Source organism: Mucilaginibacter sp. P5_A6 (assembly GCF_056400585.1).
The window spans coordinates 424918-444797 of the sequence record NZ_JBFUKZ010000001.1 but is presented as its reverse complement, the minus strand read 5'-3'; the positions used below and the strand labels follow the sequence as shown (position 1 = coordinate 444797).

Below are 19880 nucleotides of genomic sequence, written 5' to 3'. Positions count from 1 at the left end.
AACGTTATAATGTGTACCAATTATAAAAATGTTATGTCTAAAAAGATCTTGATACTTGATGATAGCGAAGATATCCTTGAGCTGATGAGAGACGTGCTGGAAATGGAAGGCTACGAAGTTGAAACGCTTAACTACACCAACGATATCTGTAAAGCTGCCATGGAGTTTAATGCCGACCTGGTGATACTTGATTATATCCTTTTCGGTATAAATGGAGGCGAACTTTGCCACATGCTTAAAACCAACCCGGTAACAGCCCATATTCCCGTGGTGATGGTTTCGGCTTATCCACGTGTATTGGAGTCGTTGGGAAGCTACGGTTCCGATGCATTTGTTGCCAAACCATTTGACCTTATCGATATTGTAGGTACGGTGCAGGGATGTTTGTTAAAAGCAGGAGATATTGAGCATGTGTAGTTTATAAATCTCTTTTTTACTTTACCTTCCCGGGTAAACTATTTCTGCCTGCAAATAATCGTATTAAAAATTACTTTTTTACTATTGACAATCAGAAAGTTACATACTTGTCAATAATAGCGAAGCGAAGGATCTATTCTCGAACTATGCATAATGGATATGCATGTCGGGTAATAGATGCTTAACTATGCCCGGCATCCTATTTTTATTTTATCAGGAAGCTCACACCAAAGTAAATCCGAGCTTCTTATCAAACCTCCTCTGGTGCTATGCCTGGTTGAATCTGTTCGGAATCGGAATCTCCGATTGGGAGTTACGTTAATTGGTATTTCGCTCCCGGTTTAAAAACTAAAAAAAATGAAATCGCAAATCCGAATTTCGAAATAAAGAATTAGCTTTATCCTATACGCTTATCATAGAGTTAACAGATGAACCTAAACGAATTTAAACTAACTGGTGGAGCAAGGCATGGTATAATGAATGCATCATGGCCTTTTGCTACGTTAAAAGTTACTAAAGACAAACTTGACCTTAATATTTCCTTATTGGGCAACTTACACTTCCGACCGGCAGATGTTATATCAATAGTGCCTTATAGCTACGGCCCCTTTTCTAATGGCATTCGTATCAATCATACGGTCGATGCCTATAAAACAACGGTTGTTTTCAAATCCTTTACAGATACAAACGAGGTGCTAAGGATGATAGCTCAAACCGGTTTTTTGAATAATAAAACCCCTTTAGCACAATATGAGGATATGGAGATTATAGCTTCGCAATCAAAAGGGGGATTCGCCATAAAAACTTCCGCAGCTATTATCATAGTTGCTATCTGGAACGTGTTGCTGTTGCCCGGCTTTTTCGCCATCCTCAAGAATGGAGGGCATGGATTTGGCATTGGCCCGCAATTGGCCTCCGGATTTATGTTATTACTGTGTGTTACCCTTATAGTGTCAGATCCTTTTAGAAACCTGGTATTGAAAGAAGGGCGTACATTTGATGATATAAAATCATTTGCATACTTTATGATATTTATTTCGGGGTTAATGTTGATTTTTTCATCAATAGTTTCAAGAGCCATTTTATGACCGAAGCAGAAAAATACTTTCATGAACTTACCGGTCAAATACCCGATGTGAAACCTGGCAAGATGTTTGGCGCCTTATGTTTTAAAACACCCAATGGAAAAGCGGCAGCCATGTTTTGGCATGATTTCCTGGTTGTAAAACTTAGTGGCGAAGTACGCGATGAAGCCTTACAATTTTTCGACCCGATGGACGGCAGACCAATGAAAGAGTGGATCCAGATCCCCTTTGCTTACAAGGATCGATGGAACGAATTTGCCCTTAGTGCTGCAGCATATGTACGCGAGCTCCCCGTAAAAGCAGCATCAAAAAAGAAATAAGTTATTTTTATGCCAACAGCGCCTGATAATTTTTACCTGCAACAGGATGAACCACTTAAAAGTTGTTTCCTGGCGTTACGTAAGCTTATATTAAAGCACAATGAAAACGTCACCCATGCCTGGAAATACAACATGCCGTTCTTTTTATATAAAGGCAAAATGTTTTGTTATATCTGGACACATAAAAAACTGCAGCAACCATTTATAGGTTTTAATGAAGGTAAAAGATTAAATCACCCCGCCCTTACTTTCGAAAACCGTTCGCGGATAAAGATCATGATATTGGATGCAGGAAAAGAGCTGCCGGTTGAAGCTATTGAAGAAGTTTTGGACATGGCTATTGAGTTGGTAAAACGGGATCTGTAAAACATGACAACACCAATTGATAACTTTTATCTGCAACAACATGAACCCGTAAAAGGCTGCCTGCTGGCTCTACGCGAAATCATCCTTAAACAKGACGCAGATATTACTGCTGCCTGGAAATATGGGATGCCTTTTTTTTGTTATAAGGGTAAAATGTTTTGCTACCTGTGGGTGCATAAAAAGCTTTTACAGCCTTATATTGGTATTGTTGAAGGCCGCCGTTTTGATCATCCAGGCCTCATCGTCGAAAAACGCTCGCGCATGAAGATCATGCTTTTTGACGCAGATCAGGATCTGCCGGTTGAAACCATAGAGGCTATTTTGACGCAGGCAATTGACTTGTATAAAACGGGGGTGATAAAAATAAGCTGATTTAATACGATAGATAAATGATTGTATTATATTGCCGGCGAATAAAATTACTGTCATTGTTACGTGTTTAGTGATTGAATAAAAAGTTAAAAATCATGTCGGCGAGCAAGCGATAAATGCCAACGCCGAGCTCATAAAAATGAAATGGTTTTACTAAAACAGGAGTGATAATTTTTCAATCGCCGACACGTTCATTCATTTACTTTAATTTAATCAATAACCCCTATAATAGTTTCATGTACTGGTACGAGGATGACATCAAACACCTTGAAAAGGATAGTTTGAATTTTATATATGAAGCCGAAACGATTTTTTATGGAAGCTCGTCTGTAAGGTTATGGACAAGCCTTTATGATGATTTTAAATATCTGAAACCCGTTAATCTTGGTTTTGGCGGATCCACATTAGCCGCCTGCGTTTGGTTCTTTGAAAGGGTAATGACAGGTTATAAACCAAAAAGATTGGTTATTTATGCCGGCGACAATGACCTTGGCGATGGCCGCCACCCCGAAGAAGTATTTATATTTTTTCAGCAATTGGTTACCAAAACGCAGCAGCGCTTTGGTGATTTGCCTTGCTATTTTGTTTCTTTAAAACCAAGCATCAGCCGTTGGCACATGATTGATAAGTTTAAATACACTAACAACTTAATAGAAACAGAAATTGTTAAAAAAACTAACAATTGGCAATTTATAAATGTTTATAAAGAAATGATTGATGCCAAAGGTTATCCTAAAAAAGAGTATTTTGTAGGTGATGGTCTGCATTTGAGCCCTGCCGGTTACCAGTTATGGAAACATGTGATTAATGATCATATTAACCGCTAAGCATTACTATTTATTTAATTTGAAGTAATATTTGTTTTGGAAATTTCGCACCAAAAGACCGAACCTAAAATGAAAAGAGCTTACCATAATTGGTTTAGTGCCAGCCTGCATCGTAATATGGAGCTTTTAGTATTTGGACATAGCGGCAAAGCAGTATTATTTTTTCCAACCCGGATGGCCCGGTTTTATGATTACGAAAACTGGGGAATAGTAGAAGCACTCCAGACCCATATAGAAAATGGCGAACTGCAGCTTTTTTGCGTTGATAGTATCGATTCCGAAAGTTTTTATAACCACTGGATACACCCTATTGATCGTATAAACCGCCATTTACAATACGAACAATACATATTGAACGAGGTAATTCCCTTTATGCAAATTGAAAATGGCGAAAACTTTTTTGAAGTAGCCGGTTGCAGCATGGGGGCCTATCATGCAATAAACCTGGCCTTAAAACACCCGGCCATATTTAAAAAAGTAATATGCATGAGTGGCCGGCATGATCTTACACGCCAGATAGATGACTTTAGAGACCTGTTTGATGGCTTCAGAAATGAAGATATATATTTCAATATGCCGCTGCAGTATATGGCCAACCTTGGAGAAGGATATGATTTAGACGCTATACGTAAAATTGAAATTATAATGGCCGTTGGCGAAACCGACCCCTTTGTATCCAGTAACCAGGAATTTAGCGATATACTTTCATCAAAGGGGATTGATCACCGGTTGTACATATGGAGTAAATATGCCCATCGGCCACGATACTGGAAACAAATGGTACAACTATATTTATAGGGGATATATACCTTCCTATAAACGGTTGTGGCACGCAAAAATGTTCCGTTATTACACTAAAGTTAAAAGTCGGTCATTGTTTTGAAAGTCACCCTCCCAACATTATCTGGTTTCCCATTTAATGCGGGTGTAATTGCACCTTTTAATTTCCCGTTTGCTTTACTCACCATTATCTTCCGGAAGGTGTAGTTACCTTTTTCATAATCAAACGTCTCTCCGTCATCATCATATAAAGAATAAGTACCCGGTTTGCTGCCATAATACCTCACCTCCAGGTCAACCTTCTGCCCTGCTTTAGGCGCGTGCAGCATTACCGGCATCATGGGGATAATGCCACCGTCCTTTACATAAACCGGTATTTTGTCCAGGCCCGGTGTAACGTTGATGACTTCTCCATCACCTGCATACTTCCCGGTATAAAAATCGTACCATTTACCTTTAGGCAAGATTACCTTTCTGCTGGTTTGCCCGGCAAATATTGGGGCAACCAGTAAATATTCGCCTGCCATATACTGGTCTTTAACCTCTTTGGTAATGGCCTCTTCATAAGGATTTTCCTCCAGGTTTACTTTTTTGTTCTCATTTTTGACTTCCCCTCCAACAAAGCCATCTTCCAGGTACATAGCCCTGAAAGGCGGGATGCCTTCAAAATGATATTTGGCAAATTCGCTGTACCAGTAAGGCATCATCTGCATGCGCAGGCTGGCCATTGTTTTTACCTGTTCGGCAACCTCCGGGAATGACCACGGTTTGGTGCCGCTGGCCCAGGCATTGATCATAGCCATAGGCGAAAAAACATTCGACTGAAACCGGCGTAACCATTCCTCGCCTGTTTTGGATGAACGTACCTCGGGCGTCCACAACACACCGGCAAAACCACTGTTTACCAATGCGGTTATAAAATCCCGGTGATCGTAATAGTCGTTATAGATCACATAAGGGAAAGAAGAACCACCACCATTTGAAGCACGAACCAGGCCAAATGTACGTTGATTACGTTCATGGTAAATCTCGGCGGTGTAGCGCTGCATCATTAGGCCATAGGTCTGGCGCATTTGCTCGGCATCATGGCCTGATGGGAAATTTGCTACGTCGGGCCATAAATAATTATCCCCGCCATCAACCTCGTCCATTTTATAACCGCTGATGCCAATATCTATTTTGCCTTTTTCCAGTTCGCCAAAAAAGATCTTACGTGCTTCGGGCATACTGATATCGGGTACTATACCGTTCCAAACCGTATGTGAGCCACTATAAGGTAAAATACTTTTATAAACAAGCGCCTCTGGAGATATATAAGGATTAGTCCATAAATTGAGCCTGATATTCTTTTTCAGCATGTCCTGCACAAAACCTTTAGGATCAGGAAACCGGCTGGCATCCCACTCAAAAGTACAGGGGTATGATTTACTTTGCCAGCCTGGCTCAAGCCCGATAAAATCAAGCGGATAACCTTTTTCCTCAAATGCCTTTGCTTCGGCTGCAACACCCTGCGCATCGGTTAAACGCTGCATACGCTGTGTAAAGCCCAGGCCCCAGCGTGGTGGCAAACAGCCTCCGCCGTTTAGCAAATTATAACGCCGTACGGCATCTAAAGTAGTTGGACCGGCAAATACATAGATCTCTACCCCAGACGCGGGCACCAGCATTTCTACACCATCTGAATATGGGTGCGAGTTCCATGTTTTATCAAGATTCCTGTCTTTTACTTCGGGAGCTACTTTACTGTCGCGCCTTACCGCTGTACCTGCGTATACATCGATATACCTGGCCGAGTTGATAAACACACCATAACCATTTGATGATACATAAAAAGGTGTTGGTGCATGGGTGCGCCCGTTATCCTTGCCGGCATAATTGTCAACATGCAGCGTAAGCACTTTACCTCGCTGAAATACAGTTTGGAAATTTAAACCGAAACCAAACAACTGCTCTTTTTTTTCTAACGGAAAGCGCAGGTAAGTTTTGCCCCCCCGTACACTACCTGTGATTTCCTGCTGTGGCAAGGGGAAGGTAGCTTTTGGCATTTGCGCTAAACCAGCATGATAGGGTTGTACTCCCGCTACTTTCAGTAAGTCATATTCTTCGGGCTTTCCTATAATGCCTTTCCATATTCCGGATTCTACTTCCGTCCAGGTGATAGATTGTGCGTGAAGCCCTGCTGTGAAACTCCAAAACAAACAAACCAGCAAAAAGCCTTTTATATTTTTCATCATGTTAGTTAGGTATAATGGTGTAGGTTTTACCTTTTTCTGTAACAAAGTCAATTACATAACCTTTATTAAAAGATACATCCGGCAGTTTGGCATCATCTGCCTTCTGGTAAACCGGTGTTACCGGTGACGTATCTAAAATATTTTTGTTGATACCGGTAGCCGCTTTACTGCTTACCTCAACCACTTTTACAGGTATCGGGGTTCGTAAGCGGCAATTGCCGCCCATCTTCGATTTGATCAGCGCTTTACTCAATTTTCCTTTTTTCCAGTCGATGGCTACTTCAAAGTTTCCGCGGGCTTTGATGCCTTTAATGCTGCCATCGGCCCAGGCATCTGGCAGGGCGGGTAACAATTCAATTTCCCCGTCCTGACTTTGCAACAGCATTTCGGTTATACCAGCCGTTCCTCCAAAATTTCCGTCGATCTGGAAGGGTGGGTGGGCATCAAACAAATTGGGGTACGTACCACCGCCGCTCATCTGTCCCTTTTTTTGTAAGGGATCCATATAGTTAAATGCTGCACCCAATATTTTATAGGCATGGTTACCATCGTGCATCCGCGACCACCAGTTCACTTTCCAGGCCATTGACCAGCCTGTGCTTACATCGCCCCTATAGATCATAGATTGTTTTGCAGCCGCAGCCAACTGGGGCGTATTAAACACGGAGATCTGCCTGCCCGGAAACAAACTAAATAAATGTGATATATGCCGGTGGGTATCTGCGGTATCATCCCAATCCTTGAACCACTCCTGTACCTGGCCGTGTTTACCTATATGAAATGGATAAAGTTTATCATAAGCGGCTTTTACCTGGGCTGCAAACACTTTATCAGTACCCAATATCTCCGCGCTGCTTATACAATCCTGGAATAACTCGCGGATGATAGACATATCCATAGTAGAAGCCATACTTACCTGGTATTCCTTACCACTGATCTTAATAGTATTTTCGGGCGAGGTGGAAGGGTTTGTTACCAGGTACCCTGTTTTAGGATCGCTTACCAGCCAGTGCAGCATAAACTGTGCAGCGCCTTTAATAATAGGGTACGCGGTTTTGCTCAAAAAAAGCTTATTACCTGTAAAAAGGTAATGATCATATAAATGAAGACTCATCCACGCTCCGCCCATTGGCCAGGCCGTCCATCGCACGGCGCTTCTGGGATCATGGTCAAAATTACCAACGGTTGATGTTTTAGCCCAGATATCGCTGTTATGATGCTGTACCCAGCCTTCATTAATGTTATAATTTACTTTGGCTGTAATTGCTCCGTTCACAGTAAGCTGTTTCAGAAAATCAAATAAGGGTTGGTGGCACTCCGAAAGGTTGGTGTTTTCGGCCAGCCAGTAATTCATTTCGGTATTGATGTTGGTGGTATAATTACTGCCCCAGGGCGGTATCACCTGGTCGTTCCAGATGCCCTGCAGGTTGGCAGGCGCGCTGCCCGGCCTTGAGCTTGCAATCAGCAAATACCGGCCAAACTGGTAATACAGGGTTTGTAGTTGCTTATCGGGATTGGCTACACTAAAACTCCGGAGCCGTTCATCAGTAGGTTGTTTTACCATACCGGCATCTGTACCCAAATTAAAATCGACCCGTTTAAACAGGCGCTGATAGTCGGCGATGTGCCTTTGCTTAAGTTGTTCGTATGTTTTTTGCAATGCGGCAAGCAGGCTGACATTGGCCTCAATGGCCGGATCTTTACCCTGCAGCCCCGGCGACTTATCAAATCCGTTAAAACTGGTTGCCTCGGTTAAATAAAGTGTAACCTGGTTAGCGCCCGTAACCTGTAATGCATTGTTATCGGCTATCACCCGCCCGCCATCATTTTTTATTTTAAGGTTAATCTGAAAACCCATACCCTCGCCTTTGGGCTCATCATAAATTACCTGCCGTGGTTCGGATTCCCGGTTGGCCACATAACTTGGGGCTTTACCCTTTAAGATCAGCTTATTGTTGCCATCCTTTTCGATGCTGAAGCGAAGCTTGCTTTGCAAATTAGCGGTGAAATTAATGGCGCCTTTTTTATCCGCGGTAATACGTACCATCATTACTTTATCCGGGTAGCTTATAAAGGTTTCCCGTTGGTAATGCACGCCATCAGCCTCAAATCTCACCGTCGAAACCGCGTTGCTTAAGTTCAGGTCGCGATAGTAATGTGTACTGTCTTTCAGGTTAAAGTTAAGCAGCAGGTCACCTAAGGGCAGATACCTGGCCGTGTATGGCCCTTGCAAATACTTTTTCCATATCTCTGCTGCTTTTTCAAAATCGTTATCAAACACGGCCTTTCGTACTTCAGGCAAATGCGCCGATGCCTGTGGATTATTCCCGGCTTCGGGATAGCCCGACCATAGGTTATGGTCATTAAGCTGGTAATGCTCGTGGTTAATACCGCCAAACACCATAGCGCCGGTGGTAGCATTACCAAGTGGCAACGCCTCTTCCCAGGCAACAGCCGGTTTGGTATACCATAGTTTTAAATATGCATCGGTGTTGTGTGTTTGCGCGCTTGCAAATTCAGTACCTGCCAAACCCGCAACAACCAAATATTTTTTCAGAAAACGTATTTTACAAACCCTCATATTATTTAACTGTTGTTAACTTAAAGGCCATTATCTTTTTAGCCCAAAAGGTAGGCACATACAAAATGTGTTTCACGGTATCATAAGCCAGGTCGGCAGTATTTATCTTTTGCTCCTGTGTATCAAGCAGGGTTTCTATTTTACCATCGGCAGCTACATAAAATATATGTCCCGCCCAACAGGTAATCAGGAAATCGCCGTTACCAACAGGTTCAAGGCCATCGCCTCCGCAGCTTAACATGGTTATTTGTGTTAAATTACCCTGGCTATCTGCTTTCATAAATTTTTGCCCACCCAGTATGTAAAGATCGGTACCGATAGCTTTGAGCCCATTTACACCGCTTACGTTTGTTAAAAACGTGGTTGCGTGGCCATTTTCAATACGGTGTATTTTTTTTGTTTTACTATCTGATACATAAACAACGCCTTTATCATTAACAGTAATGTCATTTAAGGCTTTGGCACTATCAATTGCAATCTTGTTTTTAACCTTACCCGTATTAATATCAATAACTACCACCTCCGACAGATCTGCAACATACAACTCATTACCAAATCGCCCCAATCCTTTAGGTGCATTTAAGCCGGTTGTAAAATCAAGGTTAATGATCTTTCCATCAACAGTAATTTTGGCTACACCTCCTTTACCATCAACAGCGTTAGGGTTTCCATCTATCTCTGATACATATAATATACCTTTTTTAAAATCCGGCAAAACTGATTCGGGAACCCTTATAACCGTATCCGTTTCCCAAAGTTTTTCCAGCTGATGTGTTTGGGCATTACTGTCATAAACAGCAATTATCATTAAAACAGGCAGGATGTATTTAAAAAGTTTGCTCATCATAGTTATATTATTTATTGGTTATTGCTACTTATAAAGTGACCGCTTGTGTACCTCCATCATTTAATTTGTATTGGATGGTTTTGCTACCCTCGGTTACGGTAATATTTAATTTCCCCTTATTCAGCCTCGATATTATAAGGTTGAACACGTGCCCGAATGAATGGATATTATCAAGTGCCATTTCATTCCAGCCATTTGGCAGCCGCGGCGTGCAGTTAAAGCTGTTAAAGCCTGTTGGCCGCATACCGAATAAGCCTTCGGTGAATATTCTGCAGTAAAGTCCGCTCTCGGCAGATAGATGCCTTTGGTTACCCTCGGGATAGGCTTCTACAGGGTAAGGCACGTGCTCTCCTAACAATCTTCTGCGCGAATAATAACGCAGGTAGTCCATTGCCTTTTCTGTTTTACCAGCCTGCAGTACACCACGAAGCGCATACAGGGTTGAGCGATCCCAAAAAGTTTCTTTGCCTGCCTCGGTAGCTAATCCGTCAGCCGTCCATAAGCGGGGCGAAAACAGGGCATTGATGGTTTCTTCGCTCCTATCTAAAATACCCATGGTAAGGGGCAGGCAGATCCAGGCACGCAGTACATCATTGGTTTCGTAGTACTTATAGGTTTCAAAGCCTTCTATGGTTGCTCCGAAATATTTTTCGATATTACTTTTAAGCGTTGCGGCTTGTTTTAAATACTCATCTGTTTGTGCTTTTGGCTGATGCAATTGTTTGCCAAGGTAAGCCGCCGATATCAACGCGTCATAATAAAGGCTGTTGGTTGACAGGTTGGCTTTACCTGATGGAAAGCGACCTTCCAGCTCATCATGATCTGAAGTAACCACGCCCTGGTCGTTTAGCTTCCGGTGACTATATTCCAGGCACCAGGTAATGAGCGGCCACAATACTCTTGCAGAATCGGGGAGGCCATAGGTCAGTGCGTACCGCGAAGCGCCATAGGCTATCATGGCCTGGTCGCCACGGTCACCCGCACCCTTCCATACGGCGTCACCTTCGGCAACTATGGAGCTGGGTATGGGTTTGTACCCCGGGTTCATATACCTGGCAAACAAGCGGTAGCAGGTCATGGCCGACAGGTTACCAATACTATCTCCCGAAAACGCGAAGAAGGGACTAATATACTCGGCCTGGTCATTTGCCCAGATGGCGGCATAGTATGCCAGCCCGCCGGGCCCATGCAGGTAGCCTGCTTTGGTTTTGTAAATACTCTCCGTTCCCCTGATCTTGGCAAAGGAGAACGCAGTATTCAACAAGGTATCGGGTGTTTTTAATTGCAGCGGTGATAAAATTGTATTTACACGGTTTTCACGGGCTTTTTCTTCTGCGTCTGCATTAACCGTAATGGGCCGGGCCGGAAAATCCGTTGCCAAATAATAAACCGCGAAAGTTGTACGCTCACCGGGTTGCACTATACGGCTGCCACTATTGGCAGATCCCATGATGATGGAATGGGGCCTCACTTTACTTTTAAGGCTATCCGTCCTGACCTCATGCCGCAGGTATTCCATGGAAATGGTGACCGGCTTATCGGTAATATTAGTAAACGCAAACTTTTCAATAACCATAGGTTTATCCACCGAGGGAAAAATACATCGTTCAATTTTTACCAGCGCCGGGTTGCCTGTTATCGCCTCAATCCGCATAATGCCTTTGTGGCTGATACTTTTGATGTTATAGGAAAGATCGCCCGACTTTTTCCCGCTGGGCAGGTCAGTTTTTAACTGCCGATTATTAATGTAAAACCGGGGCAGCCCGCTATCCTGAAAAGTATAATCAATATGGGTGCGGGTACCATCGGGCATCATTCTGAATGTTGGGAACACCACCGTTCGCAAAACAGACGATCTGCCAGAGCTATCTAACCCATACTGAACCCAGACTGATACTTTTTCTCCCGACATTTCTATATGATCTGTATGCGGTAATCTGCCATTAATGGTCCATTTGATACTTCCATCTGGTTGTATGGCCCAACGGTCGGTTTGTTTTGGTAAAGCACTCTGCTGGGCATAAAGCCTACAGGGCAGTAGAAAAACTAAGCCTAAAAATACTTTGCAAATATTTGCCTTCATTTTATATTGATCGTCAATTTATTATTCTAATCCAAAACAGCTGTTCCGGCTTTCAAATCAGCAGATAGCTCAACTTTTTTTTGTATGCCGGGGATTTTATTTTCCAGGATATGTACATCACGGCTTGCATTGCCTTCAACACGCACAAATGCATCCGCAGCCCCGGTTACAGTAGTATTATTTATTCGCGCCCCGGTAACATTCTCTAACCTTATTACAGCCTGGGCGCCGGTAGTTTCGGGAATTATGCAGGAATTAAGTTCTATGTTTTTCCCATCCTCACAGATAATGGCTGGCCGAAGATCATTATGGCTTAAGGTAAATTTTACATTGCTGACCTTTAATCCATCCACGTGCCTTGCCCAAACACCGTACGCCGGTACCAGCGGACCAAATGTTTTTACTTCCGGATATTTATCAATGGCTTCGGGCACAACCTGCCTGGCATTTTCATTGCTTCCGCCGCCTGCAAGGTTTATCTCTATGTTTTCTAATGCCAGGTTTTTAATGTAATGCCCGGGAATACCCGTTATCAGGATACCCGATGGCGGCATCAGCTGTGCGTTATCTGCCGCTTTCGCTTTTACATTTTTGATGGTTACGTTTTCAAGCGTCCCTATAAGTTGCTGACTATCCTGATCTTTACGGAATACACTTAACCTGGCACCTAAACGAATGAGTATAGGCGTTTTTACCTCAACCATGGTAATATCACTGATTTGGACGTTCCTGATATTTGCACCATCAACCGAAAGCAGTTTTATACCGCCATTGGCTGTATCATAAATATAACATTGTGATATGCTAATGTTCTCAAATGCCGCCATGGATTCAGTTCCGATCTTGATAGCTCCCTGGCCGCTTTTTAACCGCAATCCAGAAACAACAATGTCTTTACAGGCCATTTTGCTTGATGTTGTTTTAAAACACAAAGCGTCATCGCCGCTTTCCACATCACAATCCTTAATTGTAACACCCTGGCAGCCATCTATATCCATTCCATCATTGTGCGCTACGCCCCTGCTTACAATTTTTACATTTTTAATGCTTACCTGTTTGCATTGAAAGTAATGCGATGTCCAGGCTGCGGCATAATTTAGGGTAACACCATTTAAAGCAACGTTCTGGCAACGTACAATACGCAATAAAAACGGACGCCTGCCCCAGCGCTGCGATTCGGCACGTGTATCGGTTAATATTTGCCGCGCTTTGAGTTTTGATCCCTGGCCATCAATGGTACCCTCGCCCGCAATGCCTATATTTTTTTTATCAACGGCTACAACCAGCGCCCAGCCAACACTTATGCCAAGCCCATCTACAAACGGATCAAGATTTTTATAATCGTTAACATCGGTACTGCCCAATAAAACAGCGCCTTTGTTTAGCTGCAGTGTAATATTATCATTCAGTGCGATTGTGCCTGTTAAAAACACTCCCGAAGGAATAACAACTTTACCACCACCGCTTTTATAACAAGCGTCAATTGCTTTTTGAATAGCCGCGGTATTTAATGTTGTACCATCACCTACAGCACCGTAAGCGGTAATATCCACGTTGGCAGCAAACAAACTTGAATTACATGCTACTGTAAGGATAATACCCAACAATAGCCTGGTTAGCTTGTACATGGTTATTTTTTCCTTTCTGCTTTAAGCATTTCGGTTCCGGCCAATAATAAGGCTCCTAAACCATGTGTATCGTTTAGCTCGGTTGGCCTGGTGTAGTAAAATTTAATGTCGGTATCCATGTTTGTACCAATGCAAACATCCTGCAATTCTCCGCCGGCTGTAATTTTGGTTTTTAAACCATCCCATCCTTCGCGGGCTATAGCTAAGTACTTTTCATTGATCCAGCCCTGGTTTACTGCACGGGCTACGGCATAAGTGTACATAGCTGTAACTGATGTTTCCAGGTATGAATCGGGTTTATCCAATAACTGGTGCCATAAACCGGTTTGATCCTGGTAGCGGGAGTAACCTACAATTTGCCTCAACAGCAATTTTATCAGTTCGGGACGTTTGGGGTGGTTTGCCGGCAAATTGTTTAACAGCTCAACCTGTGCCATGGCTATCCAGCCGTTGCTGCGACCCCAATGGCCTACACCATTGGTTTGATCGTCGGAATAATAATTATGAAAGAAAAGGCCTGTAGCAGGATCGTAAAGATATTTGTTAAAATTCTCTACCTGCTTTATCGCATCATCAAAGTATTTGGTGTTGCCCGTAAGCTTGCCCATACGCGCTAAAAACGGGATGCTCATAAACATATCATCGGCCCAAAGGGTACCAAAACGTGGTTGCGGGCGTGCAAACGTACCATCTGCCAAACGCATCTGTTTGGTTGAAATATAAGCTGCAGATCTTTCTAAATAGGCCTGGTAATCTTTTCTTTGTGCCAGCGAATTTACATCAAACAACCCGGCAGACATTGCCCCGCAAGCATCAAGGTTGGTGATGTTAAATACAGACCCATATTCTACTTTGGGTGTTTTAGCTTTTTGAAGCGTTTCAAAATAATTAAGGTTATCAAAAATGAATGCAAAATTGTGCTGAGAATACTCCGAGTATTTTTTATCCTTAAGCACATCGGCAGTTTGCACCATGCCAATGGCCAAAACACCGTTTACATAGGCCCACTTATTGTATTTGCTATCAGCTTTAATATCGGCCGATGATGCCAATCCTTTTGTAGAATCGTATTTTTCTTTGGTATTGGAATTGATAAATTTAAATGAGGTGTTTTGAACTATATTGTCGGCAACTTTGCGAACAACTGCTTCGGTGTTGGTATCCTGCCCAAATGCTATCGCCGGGCAAACCATTAGTAATAAGTATAAAAATGATTTCATAATATTAAGGTATCTGTTTTAAAAAGGATTTATTTTTTATTAGCGGCTCTTACAGCCTTTACCTGTACTGTACTTATTGCCCCGGCTTTATTGGTAAAGTTTTTCCTGACATAGGTTAACACAGCTGCAATTTCCTGATCTTTCAAAAAATCATGTGCAGGCATCACGTTGGAGTATGATTCACCATCAATATCAACGTTTTCCGAAAACCCGTTAAGCACAACCTTAATCAGGCGGGTTTTATCGCCCAGCACATAAGATGTTTTAGTTAATGGCGGATTCATATTCGGTACCCCGCCTCCATCGGCCTGGTGGCAGGTTAAACAATATTTTACATATACACTTTTGCCGTCAACCACTGGGGCAGCTAAGCTTCGCCGGGGTTTAGTCCGTTTTTTTGTTGAAGCTTTAACCTGGGCCATTAACTGAGAGCAGCTAAAAATGAAGATGATAATCATTAAATATTTTCTCATTGCAGCAATTACTTTTTAGTGTAGATAATGCGGTATATGGTACCTTTTGAATCATCAGTAACATACAAAGAACCATCGGTACCCTGGGCAAGCCCGCAGGGACGATGATCGGCACGACCAGCGGCGGTTTTTTCGGGTGAGCCCGAAAAACCATCTGCAAATACTTCCCAATCGCCGTCGGGCTTTCCATTTTTAAATGGCTGAAAAACCACGAAGTATCCGGCCTGTGGTTCGGGAGCCCTGTTCCATGAACCATGAAATGCTATAAAGGCCCCGTTTTTATACTTCGCCGGATATTGATTGCCGGTATAAAACAGCAAACCGTTGGGCGCCATATGGCCAGGATAGGCGGCAGCCGGATCAAGAAATTTAGCATCGGCTTCTTTTTTTCCATCGCCGCCATACTCAGGGGCTTGTATCTTTTTATGCTGAATCTGGTCGTAATACATGTACGGCCAGCCTGCATTGTCGCCCTTTTTAAGGGCATATAAACATTCGGCTGGTAACTCGGCAGATTGCTTGGTGGTATATAGTTCGGGCCATGCACTGTTGAGGTTATCCCTGCCATGTTGCATTACAAAAAGCTGGTTATCCTGCTGGTTCCAATCCATACCTACCATATTCCTTAGCCCGGTTGCATATCGCACACCATCGCCATAGGTTTGGTTTAATTTGTCGGCTTTAAATTGCCACACCCCTCCCATAGAATCAAGAATAGGGCAGCCCGGTATACCTGGCGAATGCAGCCCGCGGTCTTTTTCCTGGCATGAATTAAACCAGGCACCTATGTTTACATAAATATTGCCATCGTTATCCAATACAAACGATTTGGTTTCATGCTGGCGGCCCGCCTTTAAACCGGTAACTATTTTTTCGGGCTCATCCGGGTTAATAACTTCATTTTTATCATTCACCTTATACCTGAATACCTCGGTATTGGATGAAGCATAGAGGTACCCGTTTTTTAAATAAACTTCGGTACCACCGTAAGTGCCAAAGCCCGATTTGAGTTCGGCCTTGCCATTTGCAGCTTCATGAAATACTAAAATACCTTTACCTTCTTTGTTAAGCTTTGCAAGCTTTACATAAATATCGCCCTGTGGCGTAACCACCAAATGCCTTGCCTTGGCACCTGTTTCGGCAACTTTTAAGGCGCCAAATCCAGCGGGCAATTTTAAACCGGCATTATCGGCATCGGGCACTATATCGGCGGCCGGTTTTAGGGCATAAAGTGTTACGCTTACGGCAAGCGCTGTAAGTATTATTATTGACCTGGATAGTTTACTTTTCATGCAATTATTTATTTTATTAAAGTTCCTTCTTATTCACATCCGCCATCCTGGTGTTTGCTACCGGCAGGCTGTTATATATGTTAAAATCTTTTACTTCATTTAAAACAAATGCCGGCGCATTGGCCGCTTTCTGCGCTTTTATATGCTGAAAATCGGCACCGGTTACATGGTCAAGTATAAATGCCGGGCGAAGATCCTCATCAATATAACTTACCTCCACATCGTTCATTTTAAGATCTTTAACATTGCGGATAAAGAAACCATAGGACGGCATTGTACCAAAACGGTATGGTTCGGGATATTCTTTTTCTAAACCAGGCACCTCACGTGTTGACTGCTCTTTAGTACCGCCACCTTTGTAATAGATCCTGATGTTACTTAACCGCAGGTCTTCAATATCGTGGCCGGGGATTCCGCTTATGATTGCGCCATGCTTATTATCGGCATTATAACATACCACATTGCTGATGATAACTCGTCTGAGCACGCCTACCGGTGTGCCTTCGGGCCCGCGCATGCGTGCCCCTAACCGAACAAAGATTGGTGCGTTTACAATATCGCGCATGGTAATATTGGTAATGGTAACATCTTCTAAAAGCGCGCCATCAACGGTTTCAAGAGCCAAACCACGGCAATAATCAAATACACAATTTGAAATGGTGACATTCTTAAATCCACCATTTGATTCGGTGCCCATTTTTATACGGCCTGTAGGATTGCCGTCGGAGTATTTTTTTTCGTTCCGTTTAAAAGTACCGTCTAAAAACGAACCTTCATCATAACCGCTTACCTGGCAGTTGGTGATGGTAACGTTTTCTGTAGCGCGGGCAAAGCCGAGCCCAAAGGTGCTTTTCAAACATATACCATCATCATAGGGCGAGTTAACACTGCAATTGGAAATACGCACATTACGGCAGCAGTCAATATCCATCCCGTCGCGGTTGGTATCCATTTTCACATTATCAATAGTAAAATTATCTATCCCGGTAGCCAGGATGCCAAACCAGCCGCCATGCAGTATAGATATGTCTTTAATGATCACATTTCGGCATAAATAAAGGCTGATGGTTTTGTTCGGGCGCTTGTCATCCTCTCCTTTGTTACTCCGTACCAGGTCTTTTCCCCAAAGGGTACCCGGACCTAATATGGAAATATCATGCAGGTTTTCGCCCCATATCAAACTGTTATGCCAATGCCTGTGGCCAAAATCCTGGTATTTGTTGTCGATCTTGTCTTCGGGTAAATCATAACCCGAATCATCAGCAATTGGAGCTGCAATTATTGTAGCTCCCTGGTCTATATACAAAGAGATATTACTTTTGAGATGAATGGAACCGCACAAATAATTGCCGGCGGGAAAGTAAACAGTGCCCCCGCCAGCTGTTGCCGCCGCATCTATTGCTTTATTAATCCCTTTGGTATCAATGGCTTTGCCATCTCCTTTTACGCCATAAAGTTTTACGTTATAAGGTGATGTTTCCGGAGATGACTTAACATCAGCCTGGGCCCCAAGGCCATAAAAAAACAAAAGAAAAATAATAAGGATACCCGGTATTGGGTTGTATTTTTTCATAGGGTTTATTGTTACTTAATGTTTTTATAGGTTGACAGTTAAATTATTCTCAAAACCCTGGTTTACCAGCCAGGGTTTTGAGGGTACGGAGTACCGGTAATTGTAGCATCAATCTGTGTTTGCGGAATTGGCCGCAGTACATGAAATGGTTGAATATTATTCTTACCATCAGTGTTATGCAGCTTTACGCGTTCCAATAATTTACCTGTTCTGGCCAGGTCCATCCAGCGTACAAGTTCGCCGCATAATTCTCTTGAACGCTCATCCAAAATAAAATCCAACGTAACTTTATCAGCAGTGATATCCATTGCAGCTGCGTTGCCCGACGGATAAGCAGCCCTTTCGCGCACCGCGTTTACATATGGCACAGCATCGGCTGCACGGCCATCCATCAATAATGCTTCGGCAGCAATTAAATAGGTTTCGGCTAATCTGTATATTATGATTGGCCTGCTGGATGGCGAATTTTGATCTGGTCGTTTGGTATCAAAATACTTGATCATGGCAGGTGACAAAGCAATGCTATATTTATTTGGCGGGATAACCTGGTAACGATATCCGGCAATTTGGCTTGAAGTCATCGCATAACCCGGCATCCATATAGCTGTATCCCCAACAGTAAATTTAGGTGCGCCAGGCTGTGCACTTGCCGGGGCGCCTGCCGGCAAAGGATTAGGCCAGGTAGGTATAGAAGCCGCATTGTTACATAACCACATGGTTTGAAATGTTTTTTTATAACGCTGGTCATTCACCCTTTCTTTAAATACGGTATCTGTAAGCCAATGGGTAGGCACTGCACGAATGTAAGGTCGTCCATAAAGCGTACTGCGCTGCATACCTGGTTGCACCTCATATTTCGGCGCAAATAAATGGCACAAAAGATTATCGGGGCCGCTATTATTTTGAGTAGGCGAACCATTGTAGGCCAGTGTTGTAGTGTGTTGTACTGTCCATAATATTTCGCTGTTACTTTCATTGCCTTCGGCAAATACACTTCCAAAATCCTGCTGCAACCTAAGGCCTGCTGCCGGGGCAACATTAGTGATCAAATCAATTGCATTAGCATACGCATTTTTATAATCATCTGCTTGTTTGGCTGATGAACCGGCTCTTGTTAAATAAACTTTTGCCAGCATGTGCATGGCGGCAGCTTTTGTAGCCTTACCCGGAAGAACGCCACTTGATAAAGGGCCCGCAGGAAGAACGGCGATGGCATCTTTCAGATCCTGAATTATAAAACCATAAGCATCGGCCATTTTGCTGCGTGTTGCAGAGGTTGTAGGGGTCGCCTGAAATGTTTTATTAAGCGTTACATCTCCCCAAAATTGTACTAAGATAAAATAATAGTTTGCACGCAAAAATTTCGCCTCGGCAATACCTCTTGATTTTGTAGCAGTATCAAGTCCCGCCGGTGCATTATTGATTAACCCGTTACAAGTATTGATGTATGTGTAGCAATTTTTCCAGATCCCTGCAACTATACCATCGGCGGTGTTAAAGTTACTGTTATATTTTACCAGTCCATTATTACCATCATTACCGGCAATAAACTCATCGGTACCGGGCACCGTCATTTCAAAATAGGTATCGGGCCCCCATATAGTACGGAACCCGGCATAAGCCGCTGTGAGGCCGGCCTGGAAGCCTTGGTTTGTTGCAAAAAAAGCGGGTGTAAGAGTTGATTTTGGGTCTTCTACCAATGTTTTCTTACATGCTGTAGTTATAAGACCTAAAAATAAACAGGTGTATAAATATATATATATCCTTTTCATCGTATTTTAA

Annotated in this window: 17 protein-coding genes; 7 read left to right on the top strand and 10 right to left on the bottom strand. The window is 43.1% G+C overall.

Annotation, left to right across the window (positions count from 1 at the left end; translation table 11 throughout):
- Positions 1-33: 33 nt before the first annotated feature.
- From AC1DO4_RS01850 to AC1DO4_RS01820, 7 genes are all read left to right on the top strand, one after another.
- Positions 34-417, top strand: a complete 384-nt coding sequence (locus tag AC1DO4_RS01850) for a response regulator (RefSeq protein WP_477401401.1) — start codon at positions 34-36, stop codon at positions 415-417.
- 428 nt (positions 418-845) lie between these two features.
- Positions 846-1505, top strand: a complete 660-nt coding sequence (locus tag AC1DO4_RS01845; RefSeq protein WP_477412426.1) for a hypothetical protein — start codon at positions 846-848, stop codon at positions 1503-1505.
- On the top strand, positions 1502-1822 hold the full coding sequence (locus tag AC1DO4_RS01840) for a hypothetical protein (RefSeq protein WP_477412424.1): 321 nt from the start codon (positions 1502-1504) through the stop codon (positions 1820-1822). Before AC1DO4_RS01845 ends, AC1DO4_RS01840 begins: the two co-directional genes overlap by 4 nt.
- Before the next feature lie 9 nt (positions 1823-1831).
- Positions 1832-2188, top strand: a complete 357-nt coding sequence (locus tag AC1DO4_RS01835) for a DUF1801 domain-containing protein (protein ID WP_477412422.1) — start codon at positions 1832-1834, stop codon at positions 2186-2188.
- A 3-nt stretch (positions 2189-2191) separates the two neighbouring features.
- Positions 2192-2560 (top strand): DUF1801 domain-containing protein, encoded by a 369-nt coding sequence (locus AC1DO4_RS01830; protein ID WP_477412420.1) that lies wholly within the window; start codon positions 2192-2194, stop codon positions 2558-2560.
- Between the two features lie 236 nt (positions 2561-2796).
- Positions 2797-3387, top strand: coding sequence for an SGNH/GDSL hydrolase family protein (locus AC1DO4_RS01825; protein ID WP_477407779.1), 591 nt, complete (start codon positions 2797-2799; stop codon positions 3385-3387).
- A gap of 69 nt (positions 3388-3456) precedes the next feature.
- Positions 3457-4185 carry an esterase family protein gene (locus AC1DO4_RS01820; RefSeq protein WP_477412418.1) on the top strand — a complete coding sequence of 243 codons (729 nt, stop codon included), beginning with the start codon at positions 3457-3459 and terminating at the stop codon, positions 4183-4185.
- Positions 4186-4247: 62 nt separating this feature from the next.
- Here the strand turns inward: AC1DO4_RS01820 and AC1DO4_RS01815 are convergent, their stop codons facing one another.
- From AC1DO4_RS01815 to AC1DO4_RS01770, 10 genes are all read right to left on the bottom strand, one after another.
- Positions 4248-6401: a glycoside hydrolase family 31 protein gene (locus AC1DO4_RS01815; protein ID WP_477412416.1), complete on the bottom strand. Its 2154-nt coding sequence runs from the start codon at positions 6399-6401 to the stop codon at positions 4248-4250.
- Position 6402: 1 nt separating this feature from the next.
- Entirely contained in the window at positions 6403-8982 is a 2580-nt protein-coding gene (locus AC1DO4_RS01810) for a glycoside hydrolase family 95 protein (RefSeq protein WP_477412414.1), read from the bottom strand.
- Position 8983: 1 nt separating this feature from the next.
- Complete coding sequence (locus AC1DO4_RS01805) at positions 8984-9829, bottom strand: SMP-30/gluconolactonase/LRE family protein (RefSeq protein ID WP_477412412.1); 846 nt, start codon at positions 9827-9829, stop codon at positions 8984-8986.
- 28 nt (positions 9830-9857) lie between these two features.
- A complete protein-coding gene (locus AC1DO4_RS01800; protein ID WP_477412410.1) occupies positions 9858-11912 on the bottom strand; it encodes a glucosidase family protein in 2055 nt (684 codons plus the stop codon).
- 26 nt (positions 11913-11938) lie between these two features.
- Entirely contained in the window at positions 11939-13540 is a 1602-nt protein-coding gene (locus AC1DO4_RS01795) for a glycoside hydrolase family 28 protein (protein ID WP_477412407.1), read from the bottom strand.
- A gap of 2 nt (positions 13541-13542) precedes the next feature.
- Positions 13543-14760 (bottom strand): glycoside hydrolase family 88/105 protein, encoded by a 1218-nt coding sequence (locus AC1DO4_RS01790; protein ID WP_477412405.1) that lies wholly within the window; start codon positions 14758-14760, stop codon positions 13543-13545.
- A gap of 29 nt (positions 14761-14789) precedes the next feature.
- Complete coding sequence (locus AC1DO4_RS01785) at positions 14790-15233, bottom strand: c-type cytochrome (protein WP_477412403.1); 444 nt, start codon at positions 15231-15233, stop codon at positions 14790-14792.
- 8 nt (positions 15234-15241) lie between these two features.
- Positions 15242-16525: a PQQ-dependent sugar dehydrogenase gene (locus AC1DO4_RS01780; protein WP_477412401.1), complete on the bottom strand. Its 1284-nt coding sequence runs from the start codon at positions 16523-16525 to the stop codon at positions 15242-15244.
- 16 nt (positions 16526-16541) lie between these two features.
- Positions 16542-18098, bottom strand: coding sequence for a rhamnogalacturonidase (locus AC1DO4_RS01775; protein ID WP_477412399.1), 1557 nt, complete (start codon positions 18096-18098; stop codon positions 16542-16544).
- A 62-nt stretch (positions 18099-18160) separates the two neighbouring features.
- Positions 18161-19870, bottom strand: a complete 1710-nt coding sequence (locus AC1DO4_RS01770; RefSeq protein WP_477412397.1) for a RagB/SusD family nutrient uptake outer membrane protein — start codon at positions 19868-19870, stop codon at positions 18161-18163.
- Positions 19871-19880: the final 10 nt, after the last annotated feature.

Excerpts from the sequence above, each read along its gene's own strand:
- AC1DO4_RS01850 (WP_477401401.1), top strand. The coding sequence starts at position 34 with ATGTCTAAAAAGATCTTGATACTTGATGATAGCGAAGATATCCTTGAG.
- AC1DO4_RS01845 (WP_477412426.1), top strand. The coding sequence starts at position 846 with ATGAACCTAAACGAATTTAAACTAACTGGTGGAGCAAGGCATGGTATA.
- AC1DO4_RS01840 (WP_477412424.1), top strand. The coding sequence starts at position 1,502 with ATGACCGAAGCAGAAAAATACTTTCATGAACTTACCGGTCAAATACCC.
- AC1DO4_RS01835 (WP_477412422.1), top strand. The coding sequence starts at position 1,832 with ATGCCAACAGCGCCTGATAATTTTTACCTGCAACAGGATGAACCACTT.
- AC1DO4_RS01825 (WP_477407779.1), top strand. The coding sequence starts at position 2,797 with ATGTACTGGTACGAGGATGACATCAAACACCTTGAAAAGGATAGTTTG.
- AC1DO4_RS01820 (WP_477412418.1), top strand. The coding sequence starts at position 3,457 with ATGAAAAGAGCTTACCATAATTGGTTTAGTGCCAGCCTGCATCGTAAT.
- AC1DO4_RS01815 (WP_477412416.1), bottom strand. The coding sequence starts at position 6,401 with ATGATGAAAAATATAAAAGGCTTTTTGCTGGTTTGTTTGTTTTGGAGT.
- AC1DO4_RS01810 (WP_477412414.1), bottom strand. The coding sequence starts at position 8,982 with ATGAGGGTTTGTAAAATACGTTTTCTGAAAAAATATTTGGTTGTTGCG.
- AC1DO4_RS01805 (WP_477412412.1), bottom strand. The coding sequence starts at position 9,829 with ATGATGAGCAAACTTTTTAAATACATCCTGCCTGTTTTAATGATAATT.
- AC1DO4_RS01800 (WP_477412410.1), bottom strand. The coding sequence starts at position 11,912 with ATGAAGGCAAATATTTGCAAAGTATTTTTAGGCTTAGTTTTTCTACTG.
- AC1DO4_RS01795 (WP_477412407.1), bottom strand. The coding sequence starts at position 13,540 with ATGTACAAGCTAACCAGGCTATTGTTGGGTATTATCCTTACAGTAGCA.
- AC1DO4_RS01790 (WP_477412405.1), bottom strand. The coding sequence starts at position 14,760 with ATGAAATCATTTTTATACTTATTACTAATGGTTTGCCCGGCGATAGCA.
- AC1DO4_RS01785 (WP_477412403.1), bottom strand. The coding sequence starts at position 15,233 with ATGAGAAAATATTTAATGATTATCATCTTCATTTTTAGCTGCTCTCAG.
- AC1DO4_RS01780 (WP_477412401.1), bottom strand. The coding sequence starts at position 16,525 with ATGAAAAGTAAACTATCCAGGTCAATAATAATACTTACAGCGCTTGCC.
- AC1DO4_RS01775 (WP_477412399.1), bottom strand. The coding sequence starts at position 18,098 with ATGAAAAAATACAACCCAATACCGGGTATCCTTATTATTTTTCTTTTG.
- AC1DO4_RS01770 (WP_477412397.1), bottom strand. The coding sequence starts at position 19,870 with ATGAAAAGGATATATATATATTTATACACCTGTTTATTTTTAGGTCTT.